This window comes from Paraburkholderia caledonica, assembly GCF_000383275.1.
In the GTDB taxonomy this organism is placed as follows: domain Bacteria; phylum Pseudomonadota; class Gammaproteobacteria; order Burkholderiales; family Burkholderiaceae; genus Paraburkholderia; species Paraburkholderia caledonica.
On the sequence record NZ_KB911042.1, the window covers coordinates 213,554 to 231,337 of the forward strand.

General features: G+C 58.0%; 12 protein-coding genes. 6 read left to right on the plus strand and 6 right to left on the minus strand.

The genetic code is table 11. The features are described 5' to 3' along the window. Window positions 1-5: 5 nt before the first annotated feature. The 3 genes from H281_RS0124615 to H281_RS37355 all read right to left on the minus strand — a co-directional run bounded on the left by H281_RS0124615 (window position 6) and on the right by H281_RS37355 (window position 3,326). Window positions 6-1,073 carry a hypothetical protein gene (locus H281_RS0124615; protein ID WP_027804912.1) on the minus strand — a complete coding sequence of 356 codons (1,068 nt, stop codon included), beginning with the start codon at window positions 1,071-1,073 and terminating at the stop codon, window positions 6-8. Window positions 1,074-1,160: 87 nt separating this feature from the next. Further along, a complete protein-coding gene (locus H281_RS37350) occupies window positions 1,161-1,796 on the minus strand; it encodes a hypothetical protein (RefSeq protein ID WP_084690173.1) in 636 nt (211 codons plus the stop codon). Window positions 1,797-3,029: 1,233 nt separating this feature from the next. Further along, window positions 3,030-3,326, minus strand: coding sequence for a hypothetical protein (locus H281_RS37355; protein WP_020069799.1), 297 nt, complete (start codon window positions 3,324-3,326; stop codon window positions 3,030-3,032). A 46-nt stretch (window positions 3,327-3,372) separates the two neighbouring features. Here H281_RS37355 and H281_RS0124625 point away from each other — a divergent pair, with 46 nt between their 5' ends. The 4 genes from H281_RS0124625 (at window position 3,373) to H281_RS0124645 (ending at window position 9,530) form a co-directional block, all read left to right on the plus strand. Further along, window positions 3,373-5,094, plus strand: coding sequence for a hypothetical protein (locus tag H281_RS0124625; RefSeq protein ID WP_020069800.1), 1,722 nt, complete (start codon window positions 3,373-3,375; stop codon window positions 5,092-5,094). 1,273 nt (window positions 5,095-6,367) lie between these two features. Then, window positions 6,368-7,522 (plus strand): glycosyltransferase, encoded by a 1,155-nt coding sequence (locus tag H281_RS34830; RefSeq protein ID WP_020069802.1) that lies wholly within the window; start codon window positions 6,368-6,370, stop codon window positions 7,520-7,522. A 58-nt stretch (window positions 7,523-7,580) separates the two neighbouring features. Then, window positions 7,581-8,522, plus strand: a complete 942-nt coding sequence (locus tag H281_RS0124640) for a glycosyltransferase (RefSeq protein ID WP_020069803.1) — start codon at window positions 7,581-7,583, stop codon at window positions 8,520-8,522. A gap of 75 nt (window positions 8,523-8,597) precedes the next feature. Next, window positions 8,598-9,530 carry a glycosyltransferase gene (locus H281_RS0124645; protein WP_020069804.1) on the plus strand — a complete coding sequence of 311 codons (933 nt, stop codon included), beginning with the start codon at window positions 8,598-8,600 and terminating at the stop codon, window positions 9,528-9,530. Here the strand turns inward: H281_RS0124645 and H281_RS0124650 are convergent. From H281_RS0124650 to H281_RS0124660, 3 genes are all read right to left on the minus strand, one after another. Next, window positions 9,524-10,678, minus strand: a complete 1,155-nt coding sequence (locus H281_RS0124650; protein ID WP_164701935.1) for a hypothetical protein — start codon at window positions 10,676-10,678, stop codon at window positions 9,524-9,526. The two genes, H281_RS0124645 and H281_RS0124650, sit on opposite strands and share 7 nt — an antisense overlap. A 10-nt stretch (window positions 10,679-10,688) precedes the next feature. After that, complete coding sequence (locus H281_RS0124655) at window positions 10,689-11,933, minus strand: polysaccharide biosynthesis protein (RefSeq protein ID WP_020069806.1); 1,245 nt, start codon at window positions 11,931-11,933, stop codon at window positions 10,689-10,691. Between the two features lie 88 nt (window positions 11,934-12,021). Next, on the minus strand, window positions 12,022-14,274 hold the full coding sequence (locus H281_RS0124660; RefSeq protein WP_020069807.1) for a polysaccharide biosynthesis tyrosine autokinase: 2,253 nt from the start codon (window positions 14,272-14,274) through the stop codon (window positions 12,022-12,024). A gap of 620 nt (window positions 14,275-14,894) precedes the next feature. Here H281_RS0124660 and H281_RS0124665 point away from each other — a divergent pair. Together H281_RS0124665 and H281_RS0124670 are read left to right on the plus strand one after the other, a co-directional pair. Beyond that, window positions 14,895-15,806: a polysaccharide deacetylase family protein gene (locus tag H281_RS0124665; protein WP_020069808.1), complete on the plus strand. Its 912-nt coding sequence runs from the start codon at window positions 14,895-14,897 to the stop codon at window positions 15,804-15,806. Between the two features lie 375 nt (window positions 15,807-16,181). Further along, window positions 16,182-17,711, plus strand: coding sequence for a NosD domain-containing protein (locus H281_RS0124670; RefSeq protein WP_241077909.1), 1,530 nt, complete (start codon window positions 16,182-16,184; stop codon window positions 17,709-17,711). The last annotated feature ends 73 nt before the right edge of the window (window positions 17,712-17,784 follow it).

Consider the following 17,784-nt stretch of genomic DNA (forward strand, 5'->3'; position numbering starts at 1 on the left):
GCGCTTTAATGGTGCAAGTTGATGTCGCGTGTATCGGCCGCGGTTTCGGTTGTCGGCTCGATGGTCCGCGCACTATCTAGCGCCGACTCCTGTGCCGCAAGTGTCATCAGATGCCGCGCTTCCTTGCTGCTCGAATCGATACCGAGTGCGCTGCCTGCATTGAGCGACACGCAATCCCACCGGCCGATGTGGCCGCAGCCTCGGGCAAGACTCAACAATGCGTCGCGCTGCTGTTCGCGTGTATTGACGGCCGCGCGCAGGTTCTGAGCGTCGCGGCTTTGAGGTTGTACCGCGATCGCCGCGGCGACGCGCGCCTTCGTCGCAGATAGATTATTGTTCTGAAGGCTTGCACGCGCGGCACGCAGATGCCGCGCCAGGTCGGCACGCACTTTTTCTTCTGGGCTGAGCGGCGGTGCGACGTCCGGATTGCGTTTTGCTTGCGCGGATGCAGTCGTGAGAGCGGCGGTGGCCGGCGCAGCGGACATGGTCCCGGCAGCCGAAGCGGCCGGCGCGGTGCGGCGCGCGGGCAACGACGCGAACGCGGCTGACTCCGCGGTCGTTGCCGCTGGCGACCTGGGCGCCGTGTCGACGCGAGGAGCCGAAGTGACCGCTGTCGCGCGCGCAGGCGCAGCAGTTTCAGGACGCTGCATCGCCAGGACCGGCGGCGCGCTCTTCGGTCTGCTGATCGCACCCGACACCGTTATGGGGTCGCCGTCTGCATCGCTGTCCTGGTTGTGTATGAAGCCGACGTAGACCGCCGAAGCCACGATCACAGCGGAGGCGGCCAGAGCCAGCGGCTGGCGCATCCGTTGATAGGTGCTCTGCACGACGGCTGCATCTTCCACCGCAGCATATGGATTGGCGAGCGCACGTGTCGGGCTCCAGACTCTTCGCGTCGGTAGACGCCGTGCTTTCGGCGGCCGCGCGTCGGTGAGTCGCACGGTCAGCGTGGGCACCATCGCGGCGTACGCAGGGACGCTGCGCGCATGACATGAGGGGCAGGGAACGTCGCGGCTCACGAGCGGTGCGCCACATTGTTCGCATTCCGAATAATAGTTTTGGTCTCTATTCATGTCGTTATATCCGCGATGTTGCCGAAGGCGTGCGGCGCTCCCCGTAGCCGGCGTAGTGGACGCCGCAAGCATGCTTGCGGCGAAGGCTCACTGCGCAACGACATAGCCTCGTGCCTGCATGCATGAGCCGTAGGCGGCCCAGTAGCGGGTCATGGGTGGCTCGGGCGCCGGTAGTGGCGGCAGGGCGGCGGTGCCCGGTTGCGACGCGCCCGCAGCGCTTGCCGTAGTCGCGGGCTCAGAGGCGGGCTGTTGCACGATTGCCGCGGAAGGTGGCAATGCGGCAGATGCAGCGTGCCCCGCATCTGCGGTTTTGGGTGCCGCTGGAACTCCACTGGCAAGTGTCGCACGAGTCGCCGGCGCGCCATTGCTCGCTGTGGCGGCACCGGGTTGCGGCGCCGAAGCGGCGTTGGGCGCGGCCGGCGCTGTGCCATCGGGCAGCGCGGGGCCAGCAGGCGCGGCTGAGAACGTGCTCGGAGGTAGCGGCGGACGCGATGGTGCGCCGGTAGAAGACGTCTTGGTTGCCGTTGGCTTTGGCGGCGGAATTTGCGCCTCGCGCACGGTGTTGACTTTGGTTTCCTTATTTGCAGACGCGTAGCACATCGCACTGTCGACGCTGCGCTGATACGCGGTTTGACTTCGAATGGGGTAGATGAGCGGCTGCCACGCTTGGGCTGCGTTGCTAACCGCCAGTAAGGTCATCAAGGTATAGGTTTTGTATCCCATCGCAGTGGCTCCCGCAGCGATGTTGAGCCGTTAGCCGGCAATTGCGCTTCGCGGTGCGTTCTAGTCGCTCGATTGTCGCCGCAATGCGGCGGCTCACTGCCCGCGAAGGCTGCTTTCTTCAGCGTACCACTCTGGTGCGTAATATCAGTGCGTTGCGTAACACACGAAAACGCCATGGTGCAGTCGAATCAGGACAGTCGGCAATGGCCTTTAGCCTAGGTTAAACACTACGCAATACGCGTACCCGTGTCACGCGTTCTTCGAAAATTGCTAAGTTCCTTCTGCCGATGCGGCCGAAAAGGGCGATCAAATAATTCTAAACGCAACAGTTATAGCCTTATCCGCCGACGAATAGAGCTTTTACGTTTTCCACGCAATGCGGAGGCGAGATTTTCGTACAGCGGCGAATTGGGGAATGCACCGGCTCTTCAGGGCAAGTACAGTTTTAATTGCTACTTATTGAAGCGCGCCCCCCTTGGTTGCAGTTTTGAAACGTTTATAATTCTCCCGCCGAGACGCTCAGTAACTAATGCTGCAGCGTTATCGTCAGACACCGGCTCTGAGTAATTTTTCCTTATTGGCCTGCGCGCCGAGCATTCGCCGCGGGGCCGCGCTAATGGCGCAGATTCTCAAGGCGTTTGTCGCTTGCTTCGTTTCTGCGGCCAGTCTTTGATTCATGTGGCGCACGTCACACCAACGAACAGATTGATCGTTGATGAAAAGCCATCTGGCTGAAGTAGTAGGTTAGCCATCCTAATCATTGAATGTTAGGAACGGCGGCGTTCGCACAGCCGTGATTTTTGTTTCGCACCGCGCGCATAGGCACAGCCGCGCCGGCCTTCGATCGTCCCGCGTTTGATGCTGCAAGACGGACCACATTGCGTCCGGGGGACAGCTTTTCTCTCACATCCAATAAGACAAAGGCGTGACGGTGCAGCCGATCCTGCCTACTTTTTCGGGGATAACTTCTCTTCACAAAGACAGGGACATGGTTAGATATTCGAGGTTGGTGGGAATCGCGGCGACGACGGCGCTGACATCTCTGGGTGCTCAAAGCGCGCAAGCGCAGCCAAGTACGATTACGGTTGCGGGTCAACAATTCAAGCTGTGCGCGCAAGAGAACGGCAAGTGCTCGTTTCTCGGCACGGCTTCGGTGGTGTTCGGCGCGGTCCCGCCCGATGCACCGTCGACAATGCTGACGAGTCCCCGTACGTTCAGTAACGGCGTCGGGTGTTATGTCGGCTCCGTTTCGCAGGCCGATCCCGCGTTCGGATACAACAAGGCGTGCTGGATGAGAGCCGCGGCAGCGACGCCGTCACCTGCGCCCGCACCTGCGCCTGCACCCGCGCCTGCACCCGCGCCTGCACCTGCACCTGCACCTGCACCCGCGCCAACGCCTGCACCCGCGCCTGCACCTGCACCTGCACCCGCGCCAACGCCTGCACCAACGCCCACTCCCGCGCCAACACCGACACCGACACCAAGCACTACACCGTCTTCGTCTGCAGCGGCGTCTACGAGCGCTGCCATCTCATGTGGCAACCCGACGCAAACGGCAGGCGGAACTGCTAACGGCGTGATCAGCGCCGACACGCCGACCACCGACGGTCTGCGCGTGTTTCCGAACAACGCCGCGTTCAAGATCGCCATTACGACGAATGCACCGAACGCCGACACCGTCGTCTGGTCAGTGGCGGACTCGAATGGCGCAATCAAGACGCAGGGCAGTTTTGCCGTGAGTTCGGGCGTGCAGACCAACACGCTGTCATGCAAGTCGACGTGGGCCGGCTACGGCGCACTGACTGCTACGTTGCGCTCCGGCGGCGGCACACTGCCCAGAAGCGGGACGCGACCGGTGGGCATCGCAACGTTCGGTGTTCTGCCCGATCTGAGTTCCGCGATCGGGACCGTCGCCTATGCGCATCAGGACCAGCACCGCTTCGGTATGCAGGGCTTCAACGGCAATATCGCGGCACTTCATGCGCTCGGTATCTCATGGACGATCGACGATCGGCAAGTGTCGGCGATGGAACCCAACGGTCCAAACACCTACACGCCGAGCGCGAACGACCTGGATCCGTTCTATAAGGCCAATCCCGATCAGATGCGCATTGTGCGTCTGGACGGTTTGCCTGCGTGGGACTCGAAGACGGGGCAGTTCAACGACAGCTATTACGCGCCGTCGAACATGCCGGAATTCCAGAACTTCATGGCAAGAGTCGGCACCGATACGAGCGCAATTCGCGCCGCGAACTATCCGAACCAGCAGAAGAACTACTATCAGGTAACGTGGGAACCGAGCCTCGGCTGGGCAGACAGCGACGCGAATTTCGTTGCCATGTACAAGGCCGCATACGAAGGCATCCACTCGACAGATCCGAGCGCGATCGTGATGGGTACGGGCAATCCATTCGCTGCGAATTGCGACACCTGCACGGCCGGATATCTGAAGAAGTTCGGTGCGCTGGGTCTGTGGAATTACATCGACGCCGTATCGACGCATGGTTACTGGAACGCCGGTACTTATCCGGCACATCCGCCGGAATTGCAGGACTCCGACCCGGACCCGGCGAACCAGGCCAACGCGCTCGACAACCAGATGACGCAATTGCGTTCGGTGATGCAAGCGGGCAAGCCGAACATGAAGCTCTTTTTCACCGAAGCGGGTACCAGCTACGATCCGGGCCTCAGTTATGGTCCGACGGTGCCGTCGCAGAACCAGTTGTTCGCTCACGCGGCAGTCGGCGTGCGCGCACACATCATCGTGCTCGGCGGCGGCGCGCAGGTCACCACACTGTTCTACGGCCCCGACTATCCGGGCGAAGTGGGCTACGGCTCGTTCTTCGATCTGAACAACGCGCAAGGTGCATTTGGCGCGACTAATCTGTCGCCAAAACCGGAGGCAATGGCATTCGCCACGATGACCCGCGTACTCGACGGCACTAATACGCTCGGTCGCGTAAAGGGCACGCCGTCGGGCGCATTTGTGTACGCGTTCCAGCAACTCGGCAACGGCAAAGTGGTGACCGCCGCATGGGCGCATAGCAACGCGCAATGGCCGGCAAGCAACGGCGTGTACAGCCAGACCTACTCGAGCAGTTATACGTTGCAGGTCGACAATGCGGGCACGTCGGGCAATGTGACGAGGATCGATGGATACGGCAATGTCAGCACACTTCCTTATAGCAACGGTGCTGTGACGTTGACGCTTACTGAAATGCCGCAGTACATCGTGTCGAATAACGCGACGGTGGCGAAAAACAATTCGACGGTCCCACTCGGTTATACCGGCCAGTAACCGCGCCTTAATAAATGCACTGAGTCAATTTCGACGCGCGCCATTGAACATGGTGGCGCGTCGATTCGCATTTGGTGGGGATCACAGCGGTCTGCGAAAAGTACTAAATGTAACGTTGGTCTATTTCTTCCGACGGCGGGCCGGCAAGCACATCAGCGCCAGCATGGGTGTCACGATGCTGAGCCTATTTGTTGTGTCGGCGCGCTCTTCGCCGGCCGGCCAAACGTTCTATTGTCTGGAATGCTTGCATGGACACGCTGAGTACAAGAAAGATGCATAGAACCCGTGCGACGGAGAACGCGCGCTTGATCTTCAGGGTCATCGGAATCGTCGTCAATGCCGTACTCCACAGAGATTAAGCCAGGCGAACTCGAAAAAATAGCAAACAAGCCGTCAACGCGTCACCTTCGCGTCGAACCTTCCGGCCTGGTTGCGGCGCCTTGTTATAAGTAAGTCGCCTCCTGACGCTGAGATGAGCAAACCATTCAACGCGGCTAGCTATTCCCGCTTGCCTCGAAACGTTGGAGCGAAGCGATCATCCCGCAGCATCGTATGCCTGTCTTTTCACCTAAGCATACGTTGCCGTCCTAGCCGTGACCTGCCGTTGTCTAGATCAATCCAACGACCTCGGCGTCATCTGAACGCGCGCCCCATTGCCATGGCACCGTACTCCCCAGAAAGGCGCGGACCAAGGATAAAACGAAACGTTGCCTTAAAGTAATAATATTATTTGACGGTACTTGTTACTGTTGTTTGCAATACTTACCGCGCGATGTGTCCTTCCGCACGGAGCGGGACATTTTAGGCTCTTATCGTCACGCAAGGTTTCCGCATTCTACTGTTTGCTACTCGAAAGATTCAGGCAAACCTGCTTGCCCGCTGTGCTCCATCCCGTTTTGCGCAATACGCTGCTTGCAATAACAGTAAGCCATCCCTGGTTGCTTGTTGGTCGACAAGCACGAATCCGAAAAAGTTGAAAGTCTCGCGCTATTCGCGAGCCTGAATTGCGTGTTCGCGTTAAGTGGTACCAATCCCTTGCATTGCTTCGCGTTTTGCGGCTCCAACGCAGTTTGGCGTCGACATGAAATAAACGCGGCGTCGTGAAATCGGCGTTTCACGACGCTTCGCATGATTTATAAGTTATGCAGATTAATTTTCGCATTTTGCGTTTTAAAACGAACGCAGGCTCCAGGTCATTAGATAAATTTGGCGCGTACCTGGGCGGCGAGCACGGTGGATAACTTGGCAGATTGTTAATTGGCGCGGGAGCCCCATGAGAATCGTTCACGTTACCGAGGCATTCGGAGGAGGCGTTCTGTCGATGCTCACGGAGCTTTGCAATCGCGCAGCGGCAATCGGCGCACATGTCACGGTCCTTTATTCGACACGGCCGGAAACTCCCAAGAACTTCATCGAACTGTTCCACCCCAAGGTCGACCTGGTGCACGTGTCCATGTGCAGGGACGTCCATGTCCGCAAGGACTGGGCGAGCGTGTGGGAACTCGCAAGACATATCCGGCGCTGCGATCCGACAGTAATCCACCTGCACTCGTCGAAGGCCGGCGTATTGGGGCGAGCGGCCGCCAGAATTGCGACGCAGAACGCGAAGGTTTTGTACTCACCGCACGGCCTTGCATTCTTACGTCGCGACGTCTCTCGCGCGAAGCAGCTCGCGTATCTGATGTTCGAGCGCATGGCCGACATGATGGGAGGGACTGTCGTTGCGTGCTCACCCGGAGAGTTGCGCGAAATTGAAGAGAAGGTTCGAGTGAAGGACGCAACGCTGATAGAGAACGGTGTGGACATCAGCAGTATTCCGCTGCGCAAGAATCGCGAGGACGAAAATGTCGTCGTCGGAATGAATGGCCGTGCGTCGTTTCAGAAACACCACGAGCTCTTTATCTCTCTCGCGAACACGTTGCACGACGCAACCACCAGGTTTGTGTGGATTGGCGGAAACAGCGAAGAACTGCCCGACGCGAGTCAGGCGTCGGCGCTCACGTGCAGCGGCTGGCTAACGCGTTCGCGCGCGCTTTCGTTGATGTCCGAGCTCGACATCTACGTGCAGACTTCACGCTGGGAAGGCATGCCTGTAGCGCTGATCGAAGCGCAGGTGGCGGGCATTCCAGCGGTCGTGACCGACGTGGTCGGCAACCGCGACGTGGTGGTTCACGGCGTCACGGGGTTCGTTGGGTCGGATGAGGAGATGCCGGGTTACCTGAAGCAGCTCCGCGGCGACCGGAAGCTGAGGGAACAGATGGGTGCGGCCGCACGAGAACTCGCGGTGGCGAAGTTCTCGATGGACACCATCTTTCACAGATGGCTGAACACCTATGAGTCCAGCGGAGAAAAACACGTCAAGGAAGTACTGGACACCCATTCAATTGTCCCTTGCGATATCCAGCCCAACCCGGACAAGTCACTGTAGTTCCGTCGCATGATCTGAACGACTAGTTGAACGCACCAACGATTTACGGGGACCAACCGTGTACAAAATCTTCTTGCTACATCCCGGCCGGGCTAATTACCCCGAACTCGTGGCATATCAGGACTACTACGCCGCACGCGGTGTCGATGTGGTCGCCGGCACATTGAGCGACTACAAAGCGCTTGCGGATAAGGCAGATTTTCTCGTGTGGGCGATCATGGGCTTCTATCCGAAGCAGCTGGCGTCGGATTTTGTCATTCACGACTACAGGTCGCTCTCTGTGGGCGGCTCGGCTGGCCTGAAAGACATCGCAAAGCGATATCTGAACGCGCGGCCCAACTTGCGGATCTTCCAGAATACGCGGCAGCAAAACATCATGAAGTTCAATGATGACGTGCCCTCGGTGATCCTTCCAATGGGTGTTCCGAAATGGATCTTCGAGGTGCCGCAACAACCGCCTGATGCCGAGGATATCGCCGACTTTTGCTATATCGGCGACATGAGCTTCGAGCGGGGCTTTCATCTCGTCATTGAGGCATTTCTTGAGAACTTCCGCGAGGTGGATGCTTCGCTGCTGCTCGTCGGCAAGCCGGAGCCACGTCTTTACGAGCGGTACGCCGGTAAGCGCGGATTGGTGTTCGCAGGCGCGTTGCCACAGCGCGAGGCACTTGGCCTGGTTGCCAGGTCGTCGATTGCGGTGTCGTATTTCCCGTACCACCGTCCGCACTGCTACCAGACGCCGACCAAGCTTCTCGAATACGCTGCGCTTGGAAAGAAAATTCTGTGCAATGACTCTCCGTCGAACGTCGCGTGCTGCGAGGATTTGCACATCAACAGCATCATCACCAGTTCCTCCATTTTCACCGGTATGACCGCTGCCACCATCGAGACGGCGAAGCCAAATCAAAGGGCAAATTTCACGCAGCTCGCGTGGGACAACGTTATCGAGAAATCGAACATCAATAGCTATATTTCGCTAAAAATAAACTTTAGCCAGTAGGACGCAAACGCCTTCGCAAGCAAAGAGTTCGTCGACCACGTGGGTGCCGAGTGTGAGCAACGGAGGTAGGAAAAAGTGAAACTGTTTATTTTGCATACGGGCAAGGCGAACTATCCAGAGGTGGCCGCGTACACGGAGTATTTCGAAAAGAACGGCTATTTCGTCAACTCAGGCACGATGGCTGACTACCGGAAAATTGCGGACCCGCACAACTATGTGCTCTGGTGCATCATGGGCTTCTACCCAAAGAGACTGCCCTCGCGCTACGTGATTCACGACTACCGCTCGTTGTCGGTGGGCAGCTATATCACACTGAAAGACGCGGCGAAGAAGTTGCTACAGCCGCGTCCAAATCTGAGAATCTTCCAGAACGAATCGATGCAGAAGCTAATGGACTTCGACGACAGCGTCGAAACCATTCTGTTGCCCATGGGCGTGCCCGACTGGATCTTCTCCTGCAAGGGCTCGCGTAACGGGGCGCTGCCGACGGGAACGTTTTGCTATATGGGCGAGATCACCCGTGAGAGGGGCGTCGATGATTTTCTTGCAGGTTTCGCGTCCGCGCGGCGCGGTTCCGAAACCCTGGTACTTGTCGGTGCCGTGGAAAAGGAGATTGCCGACGCTTATCAAGGAGCGCCTGGCCTGATATTCACTGGAAAACTGCCGCAGCGGGATGCTCTCGAGGTAGTAAAGAACTGCGAGTACGCCATATCGACGATTCCGTACTCACGCCCCTATAACGTCCAGACTCCGACAAAGCTGCTCGAATATGCCGCGTTGGGCAAAAGGATCATTTGTAACGACTCACCGTCAAACCTCACTGCGGCGGCCGCATTCGGCATTCTCTGCAAGGTCACGGGGCCCGACATCTTTGCAGGAATAGGTCAGCTGTCGGATGAGACAGTGCCGGCCAACGACCCTTCCAGTCTCGAACATCTTCGGTGGAATAACGTCATTGCGTCATCGGGAATCGACCGCTGCCTGAACGCCGCGCTGCGCTTTCATTGACCATCGTGGGACCTGAGCCATCTGCGCTCTGGCTGGCCGAAATGGAAGCGGACGCCCCGGATCGTGGCGACATGAGGCGCGTCCGGCTCGCGCTCCAATCGCGATGAAAGCAGCAGATACATTAAGAGCGGCGAAATCGGCGACAGGTGACGGAGAAACGACCCATAGTCGGGTTCGAAGATCGCCTGAGTTGCAAGAAAGCTGACGATGAAGCAGAAGCACAGCTTCTCAAAGCGAGCAGGCGCTGCGACCGCACCTCTTTTCTGATACCGCGAGAACATCGAGCCGAGCGTAAAGAACGTGCATATTCCGCCGATGGTCTGTGTCGCCACCCCTGAGAGAACCAGCGGCAAAGGCAGCAGAAAGGTGCCCAGAATAAGCATGGCATTGGTCACGTCCGAGACCATATTGCCGCCGGGAATGATCTGCACGATAAGCGAGCCGACCTCGCTCGGATCTCTCGATTCGTTGACCATCTGCCGTGCAAAGTCCAGCGTTTCGCCGTATTGCATACGGAAGTTCGCGGCTACGCACGCGAACAGAATGACAGCCAGCAATGCAAGAAAAGGCGGCCTGCGCAGAACAGCGGGCGCGAAGTACAGAAACAGCGCCGGCGCTAACGTGATGGCCCAGTAGGTGCGAAAGAAGATGGCAATGAGCGCGACGCAAACTGTGAATACGACAACGATGAACCGCGAGTCCTTGCACTGCAGGATGAAGAGAACCGCTAGCGATATAACGATCTCCTTCGAAGGCATACCAATGTAGACCGTCTGCGCAAAGAGCCAGAAGCAGGCCAGCAGGAATTCCATGTAAGTTAGCGACGTCACTCCTGAGCGCCAGATCGCAAGCACGAGTCCGACTGTTGAAGCGAAAAACCCGATCAACGATATTCCCGGCGTGCTAATGCCGAGGGACCGGAACGTCCACGCAAGGTTGTCGAAGGAGTCGCCAAAGGCCTCGAAGCGACTAACCGTCAGCATTCGTTCGAGGATAACTTGCTCGTCGAGCAGGAACTTGGCCGGCAGCACCGTTTCATGGGCGATGGAAACGAAGCAAAGAAGGGCGAGCAGAAGCATCCAGATTGTCGCCGACACACCGGGACTCGCGCTTCGCCCGATCAGCCCGGGTACTTTGACAATACGCACGTTCACCCCCTTAGATTGCAACCGAATCCCGCGGCTTGATGCTCATGCCGCCTTTCGCCACGTTCACCGAATAGTAGATGCCGACGCATGCCACAAGCGTTCCCGATAGGCTGAGAAGCAGAACAACCGACATAAAGTCCAGCTTGAAGACGCTCGTGAAAGCGAAAATGATAAATATGCTGACAGCGCTCATCAGTTGAATCACCAGATCAAACTTCTGCTGCTTGAAGACGATAAATACCTGCGCAAGCGAACCGAACACGGCCATCGTCAGGAAGTACGGCGAAAACAGCATGTAAACGTGCATCGACTGCTGCCAGAGGTCTCCCATCTTGAAGTTGATGATGAGCGCGAGACCGAGGTAGCCCGCTGCAATGAGCACCACGCTCAGTGGCATTAGAACCAGAGAGAACGATGTTGCCGGATTCCTTGCGCCGCGCACGTCCGTTCCTCTTTCCACCAGATCGATGAGATCCCGTCGGAACACCGCGCCGAGGCTCTGTGACAGGAGAGACGCAGGGAAATAGCCGACGCGATAGGCAAGAGCAAACACGCCCGCGTCGTGGGGTGCGAAAGCAAGTGGCATGAGGATCGCGATTGAATAGATTACGACCGAATTGAGTGACGTTGTCGGCAGCGAGAATTTGGCGTAATCGAGTTGCAGCCGGGAGAACTTCAGGCACTCCGGCGAAAGCATCGACCGGGAGGTGAAGAGATAGCCAGCCAGCGGAACGGCGGCTGAAGCAAAAAACACGAAGCTGTACACCGCGAAAATGTCCGGCCCGCTCCACGGGTGGCTGGCCAACATCATCAGCGCAACGAATGCCACTGCAAAAGCGACATTCGGAAATGCGCGTTGCACGGCGATGCTCACGTACTTGCGCTCGCTTGCCAGTGCAGACGACAGTGCCTGCTGGAGGAATACACCGCTCGCCAGCACCACTACGGTCAAATACTTCTGCTCGCCGCTGACCACTGCGACGGCGGCGAGCAGCAGTGCGATCGCCATGGCGACGCAACTCGAACTCACCAGCGCGCGAACGGCAAGCGTTTTATCCGCGGCCATACAGGCCACTTCGAGCCGCAAGCCCAGAACCGAACCGGCGAAAAGGCCAATCGCATTCAACTGGCTGAAGTAACCGAGCTCGCTCGGCCCGCAGAACTTGCCAATCAGTATGACCGCAATGAAGTTCGCGGCCTGACTGAGCACAACGCCCGCGATGCTAACGACCGAATGCTTTACATTAACGATCATCTTCTATTCGGAGTTCGGTTTGACAAAGCCGTACCGGTTATGCCGCATTGGCCATATAGGCTTTCCGCGGCATGCGCTTACGCACGGGTCAACTGCCGGATTTGGAGTCGCCCGAGGCGGTCGCGTACTGATACGACAGATATCGGTTACGGCCCGCATGCGAACCCAAGCTGTAGCGATAGGCGGCGGGATGGAAGGCGTTGAAGATCACGCCTTTGACTTCCACGTTCGCATGCCTGAGTTGCTTGACGGACTCGCGTACTTCTTCGACCGACGTCGTGCCAAAGCGTGTTGCAAGGAACACAGTGCCGCAGCGGTGCGCCAATACGGCGGCATCGGATACCGCGAGGACGGGCGGAGTATCGATCAACACCATGTCGTATCTGTCGCCTACCGACTCCAGAAGACGGGACATTGCATCGCCCATCAGAAGCTCCGCGGGGTCGGACGGTGTAGTACCGTTGGGGAGGAAGTCGAGTCCGGGCGCTACGTTACGCTGCAGGGCGTCGTCTAACGTGGCACTCTGCGTCAGAACGTCCGCGAGCCCTGGTTGCGATTCCTTGCTGAAATACTCGTTCAGATGGCCCCTGCGCAAATCAGCGTCGATTAGCAGCACACGCTTGCCCGATCCCGTCATCACGGCTGCCAGATTGGCCGATAGAAACGATTTGCCGATCTGTTCGCTCGGACCGGTGAGCAGCACGCGATTGTTTCCCGCTTCCAGCATTGAAAGCTGCAGCACGATGCGCAGACTGCGTAGACTCTCGACAGATGGATCTCCCGGAGAATGCGTGGCGAGCAACAGCAAGCCCTCGTTCCGTTTTGGCGATTCATGCTCGAGCGCTGCTTGCGTGCGCGAAACCGGCACGGTCGCATAGACAGTCAAACCAGTTTCCTGCTCGATGTCCTGAGGATTTGTCACGCCGCCGCGCAGTATGTGGCGCATGAAGGTCACCACTATTCCCAGGACGAGGCCGAGTGCTGCGGAACCTGCGATCAGCAGCGGCTTATTCGGCTTGATGGGCTCCTTCGGTACGACGGATCGGTCGAGCAGTCGCACGGTGCCGACTTTGCCTGCCCGCACGAGTTTCAACTGCTGCATGTTGTTGAGCATGCCGACGTAGAGATCGTTATTGACGCGCACATCGCGCATCAGGCGCAACGACTCCTGTTCCAGTTCCGGCAGTGACGTCATTCGCTGCGAAACAGCGGCCTCTTTGGCGCTCAAGGCCGCAAGCTGTTGATCGACGGCACGAACCGACGGGTGCTCACTCGTGAAAAGTGCGGTGAGTTCGGAGCGTTTCTGCTTCAGCGCCAGTGCACTAGCCTGTAACTCGACGCTTTCGCGCAGATAGGTCTTGCCTTCCTCGCTGATGTCGAATGTGCCGCGCTTCATTCGCAACGCGTTGTAGCTGCGCTCGGAATCTTCAAGTTCGCTTTTCAGTTGGGGGAGTAAATCGCTGAGAAACGCCAGCGACTTTTCGGCTTCGGCTGCCTTACGCGCGATGTTTGCCGCAACGTACTCGTCGCCAATGTTGTTCAGGATCTTCGCGGTAAGTTGCCGGTCGGTGCCTGTCAGCGACGCGCCAATAATGCCGCTCTGCTTGCCTTTTTCAACGATGAACAGCTTGTCTTGCAGGTTCTCCAGCGTCTTCAGTCGCGAGTTCCTCACCAGCAGGAATTCCGTGCCGGGATTCGCATTGAGTGCCTGCACGCGCAGCGTTATCTTTCCCGTGCTCTCGTTGGAAACGATCGTCTCGCCGACACGTCCGTAGATCGGCGCGTCAAGCTGCTTCTGTTCGACAACATAGCGACCTCCGCCGAGCGAGGTCAGCTTGAAGTCGTCGCCTTCGAGATCTTCTGGAACATCGAACGTCCCTACGTTGACCGATTCGCTGCCCCACGCATAGCCGCCGGCTCCGAGCAAGCCGGGCTGTGACAAGCCCTTGTTCCAACGCGCAATCCAATTGCCGATCAGTGGAAAGCGCTTCGGCTCCGCGCTTATGTAGAGTTTGAGATTGTCGACCGCATTTCCTACCACCATACGCGAGCGCAGTACCTCGATCTGAGCGGTGGTTTCTGTTTTGACGTCGAAAAGGCTTGATACGTCGCCAAGCAGACTCTTGGTATTGGTGGGGCTCTCCTGTTCTACCTGCAGGAGAATATCGGACTGGTAAACGGGCGGTGCGAGAAGACTGTAGGCCACGCCCATTGCAAGCACCATGCTCGCGATTGCCAGAACGAGCCACCGGTTCGCCAGGACTACGTCGAGGTAACGGACCAGATCAACGTCATTCTGGCGGGAGCCGGCAGCCTGCGATTTTGGAGAAAACTCGTTCATAAGGAGCCCATCATCGAAGAGGTTTAACCGACCACCCGCACACATGGATGTGCAGGCGCTGATGCCAGCAAAGTTACGTTGCCGCACGCTATTTGTCTGCGTATCGGCGTCAAGCGTCGCGGCCCATTACTTTCCGCCCGAGTTGCGAGCGTCGTTCGAACCCCTGAATATGCCGACGAAAGTCTTTCCATCGCTTCAATGGAAGAGGGCGGCAAACAAGGCTCATACATTGTCGGAATGCTGCGACTCGTCAGACGCGGATCGTGCCTGAATGAAACCGGGTCGCGTGTAGAACGGTGTGAAGGTGGACTAGCGCGTGATGCGCACCAGTCAGCACTGCCAAAGTCTGGGGTGCCATTTTCGACGCGTATGTTCGCGAGCGCACAACCTGAGCGGGATCATTTGCACTGCATAGGCGCAGCACCACTGTGCATAAGATATGAATATGCACTTTGTCGGCGACGGTATTCGCGAAAAGTGAAACCGTTAAAGGCAAATGCAGGCAAGCAGCGTCTTTGTGGTTAACCGCACGTTCGGGCCTTATTGGGAACGGTATAAGGAAGCGCTCAACCGTGCTGTATTTCGTGACCTGAAGAGGCGACATGAAACCGAAGCGACTAATGCGCACGATTTTTACGCACGCCATTCTTCTCAGCGGCTTACCAGCGCTCACACGCTTTCTACTGTGGCGAGACCGGGTTGCGGTACTTCTTTATCACGACCCCGATCCAGCGACGCTTGATTCACACCTTGCGTATTTGAAGCAGTATTGCGACTTTGTTCCGATGTCCGAAGTGAACACGCCTGGAAAAGGTCGCCGGCGCGCGGCGCTCACATTCGATGATGGCCATGTTGGAAACGCGGCGCTGTTGCCGATTTTCATCAAGCATGGCGTTCGTCCTACCATTTATATTTGCAGCAGCATCGTGGCACATGAGCGCACTCACTGGTGGCTCACGCCGGGCGCCCAGCATGCGGGCGTCAAGCGTCTGATCAAGCTTCCCAACGCGCAAAGGCTCGAAGAGCTGGCGCGGCACGGGTTTCAGCAAAATGCACGCAGCGACGAAGCTCCGGTCAGCGGACTCAGCGAAGACCAGATAGAAGCGATGCTGCCGTACGTGGATTTTCAATCCCACACGCGTTTTCACCCGACGCTCACACGCCTCGACGATCGGGAGTGCATCGAGGAACTCGCGCAATCGAAGCGTGAGGTTGAAGAGCTTACCGGGGCACCCTGCGAACACTTCGCATATCCCTATGGCCGGTATGGGTCGCGCGAAGTGGCGATGCTAAAGGCGACCGGATACAAGAGTGGACGCACTACAGCAGTCGGCTGGAACGACGAAAAAGGTGATCCGTTTCGTCTGAGCGCATTCGATATCGAAGACGATTCGTCATTGCCATGGTTTGCCGCGCAAATGACCGGAGTGCCGCTCGCGTGGCGAAGGCTACCTTTGGGCGCGATGAAGTCGATATTGATCAGGACGTTTCACTTCGCTCGTATCGGCAAGCCGCAGACGAATGCCGGTTAATTGATCGGTAGGGTGCAGTGGGTGATGTTGCCATCGCATCGCGGCAGATGCTGAGGTCTTCTCGACGGCAAACCATTTGTACTCGAACCTGCGGGAAAAATTTTGAGCGAACAGAGGCGCAACTTCCTGACGAAGTTATCCACGACCGCATGCGCGGCAGTGGCGGGATACTTTTCGGCTAAACCGGCAACTGCGTCGAATGCAACAAATACACGCGGGCCGAGTGGCGAAGCAAGCGTGCTGGACTTCATGTCGCCCGAAGCACGCGCTGACGCACGCTCTGGCGCGCCGTCCGTCGATCACAGCGCTGCGATACAAGCGGCATTTAGCAGCGGTGCCGCAGTCGTGAATGTCCCTGGCGGGCACGTGTTCAAGGTGACCAAGCCCCTCAGGATTGAGAAGGCAATTCGTGTAGTCGGCGGCGGCGAGTTGCGATTTACAGCCGGCATCGCCAATGCAGCGGCGATCACGGTGACTGCTCAAGGCTGTGAATTCGACGGAGTCTATCTCACGAACCCGAACATGCTTCAGTCGAATAGCGGCGAACGCAACGTCGGCATCATTTTTCGCGCGAGTCTCGGCTCCGTGACGCGCTCGACCATCCGTTATTTTCAGAACGGCATTCAGGTCGAGTCGACAGGCGAGTACCACGATTTCATCATCGCCAATAACAGGGTTATTGACTGTATCGGCGCTGGCGGCGGCCCGACGCAAAAGTCCACTTATGGCGAGGATCGCGGCGACGGTATCACGGTCTGGGGTTGCGCAGCGACGATCACCGGCAATCTCGTAACAGCCAGAGCCGGTCAGGACTGCCGCATCGGAATACACATGGAAGGGCTGGCGAACTACCATGCCGACTCGTTCCCGCTGCAGGACAACATGTGCACGGTGGTGGGCAACGTCGTGCGAGGTTCGTTCCGGCGCAGCATCGTGACGGAGAACGTCAATAACTCGACCATTACGGGCAACACCTGCGAGGGCGCGAAGTGGTGGGGCATAGCTATCGTCCGATCGCTGGCGTGCTCGGTCACGGGTAACACGGTGATATTCGACCGCGCCGCAACCGACGGCACCGGGTCCGCATGGGACCCGATTCACGCAGGCATTGCCGTGTATGGCGGAGCCGTGCAGTGCGTCATATCGGGCAACACGGTCGACCTCACGCGCGGTCACGCGAGAGCCGCAATTTGCTTGATAGGCTCGGACACCGATAACGCGGTCTCAGTGGAGCAGCGGGCGACGACAAACGGCACGGCTCGTGTGACGCTGACATCCGCAAATCCTGCGGTTCAACTCGGCCAACTTATTACTGGGCCTGGCGTGCCGTCAGCAACCTTTGTCGTGAGTGTTGCTGAAACTGCGCTGGTTGCGAGCAACCCGATACGCGCCGGCTCGCCGCTATTGACTTTCATATGGCACGAGCGCGGACAAGGCACAGCTGTCACCAATAACAGTGTGCTTTGTAATGCTGCGGATGGTGCAATTGGCATTCTCGCGCTCTACCAGGATTCGCCGTCGATTTTAGGCAATAACCTGCGTTACATGGGCGCGCACGGCATTCATTGTCTGGACGTGTCCGACCCGGTAATCAACGGCAATACCGTGCTCGGTCAAGAGAGCGCGAAAAATGGCATCTATCTGGAGTCGAGCGCGACGGGGGCCGTGGTAGTGGGTAATGTGGTCGAGGGTTTCAGCGGGCCTGGAGGAAGTGGAATTGCGGCGGCAAATCGCGTTGGCGGTGTTGTGTCGGCCAATCTCGTTCGCCGTTGCGAGACGGGCATGAATCTGAACGGCTGCACTGCCATGTCGGTGACGGGAAACAGTGCAATGAGCTGTGGCACGAGTTATTCGCAGGCACGCGGTGCCGGCATGCTCCTGGCAAGCAACGCCAGTGCGGGCTGAGAAAATAACATCGCGGCGCGCGAATCAATATAGATCACGGCAACGCTTCGCATTGCCGGATTCTTTCATTTGG

Excerpts from the sequence above, each read along its gene's own strand:
- H281_RS0124615 (WP_027804912.1), bottom strand. The coding sequence starts at position 1,073 with ATGAATAGAGACCAAAACTATTATTCGGAATGCGAACAATGTGGCGCA.
- H281_RS37350 (WP_084690173.1), bottom strand. The coding sequence starts at position 1,796 with ATGGGATACAAAACCTATACCTTGATGACCTTACTGGCGGTTAGCAAC.
- H281_RS37355 (WP_020069799.1), bottom strand. The coding sequence starts at position 3,326 with ATGGCAGCGCTCGTAGACGCCGCTGCAGACGAAGACGGTGTAGTGCTT.
- H281_RS34830 (WP_020069802.1), top strand. The coding sequence starts at position 6,368 with ATGAGAATCGTTCACGTTACCGAGGCATTCGGAGGAGGCGTTCTGTCG.
- H281_RS0124655 (WP_020069806.1), bottom strand. The coding sequence starts at position 11,933 with ATGATCGTTAATGTAAAGCATTCGGTCGTTAGCATCGCGGGCGTTGTG.
- H281_RS0124660 (WP_020069807.1), bottom strand. The coding sequence starts at position 14,274 with ATGAACGAGTTTTCTCCAAAATCGCAGGCTGCCGGCTCCCGCCAGAAT.
- H281_RS0124665 (WP_020069808.1), top strand. The coding sequence starts at position 14,895 with ATGCGCACGATTTTTACGCACGCCATTCTTCTCAGCGGCTTACCAGCG.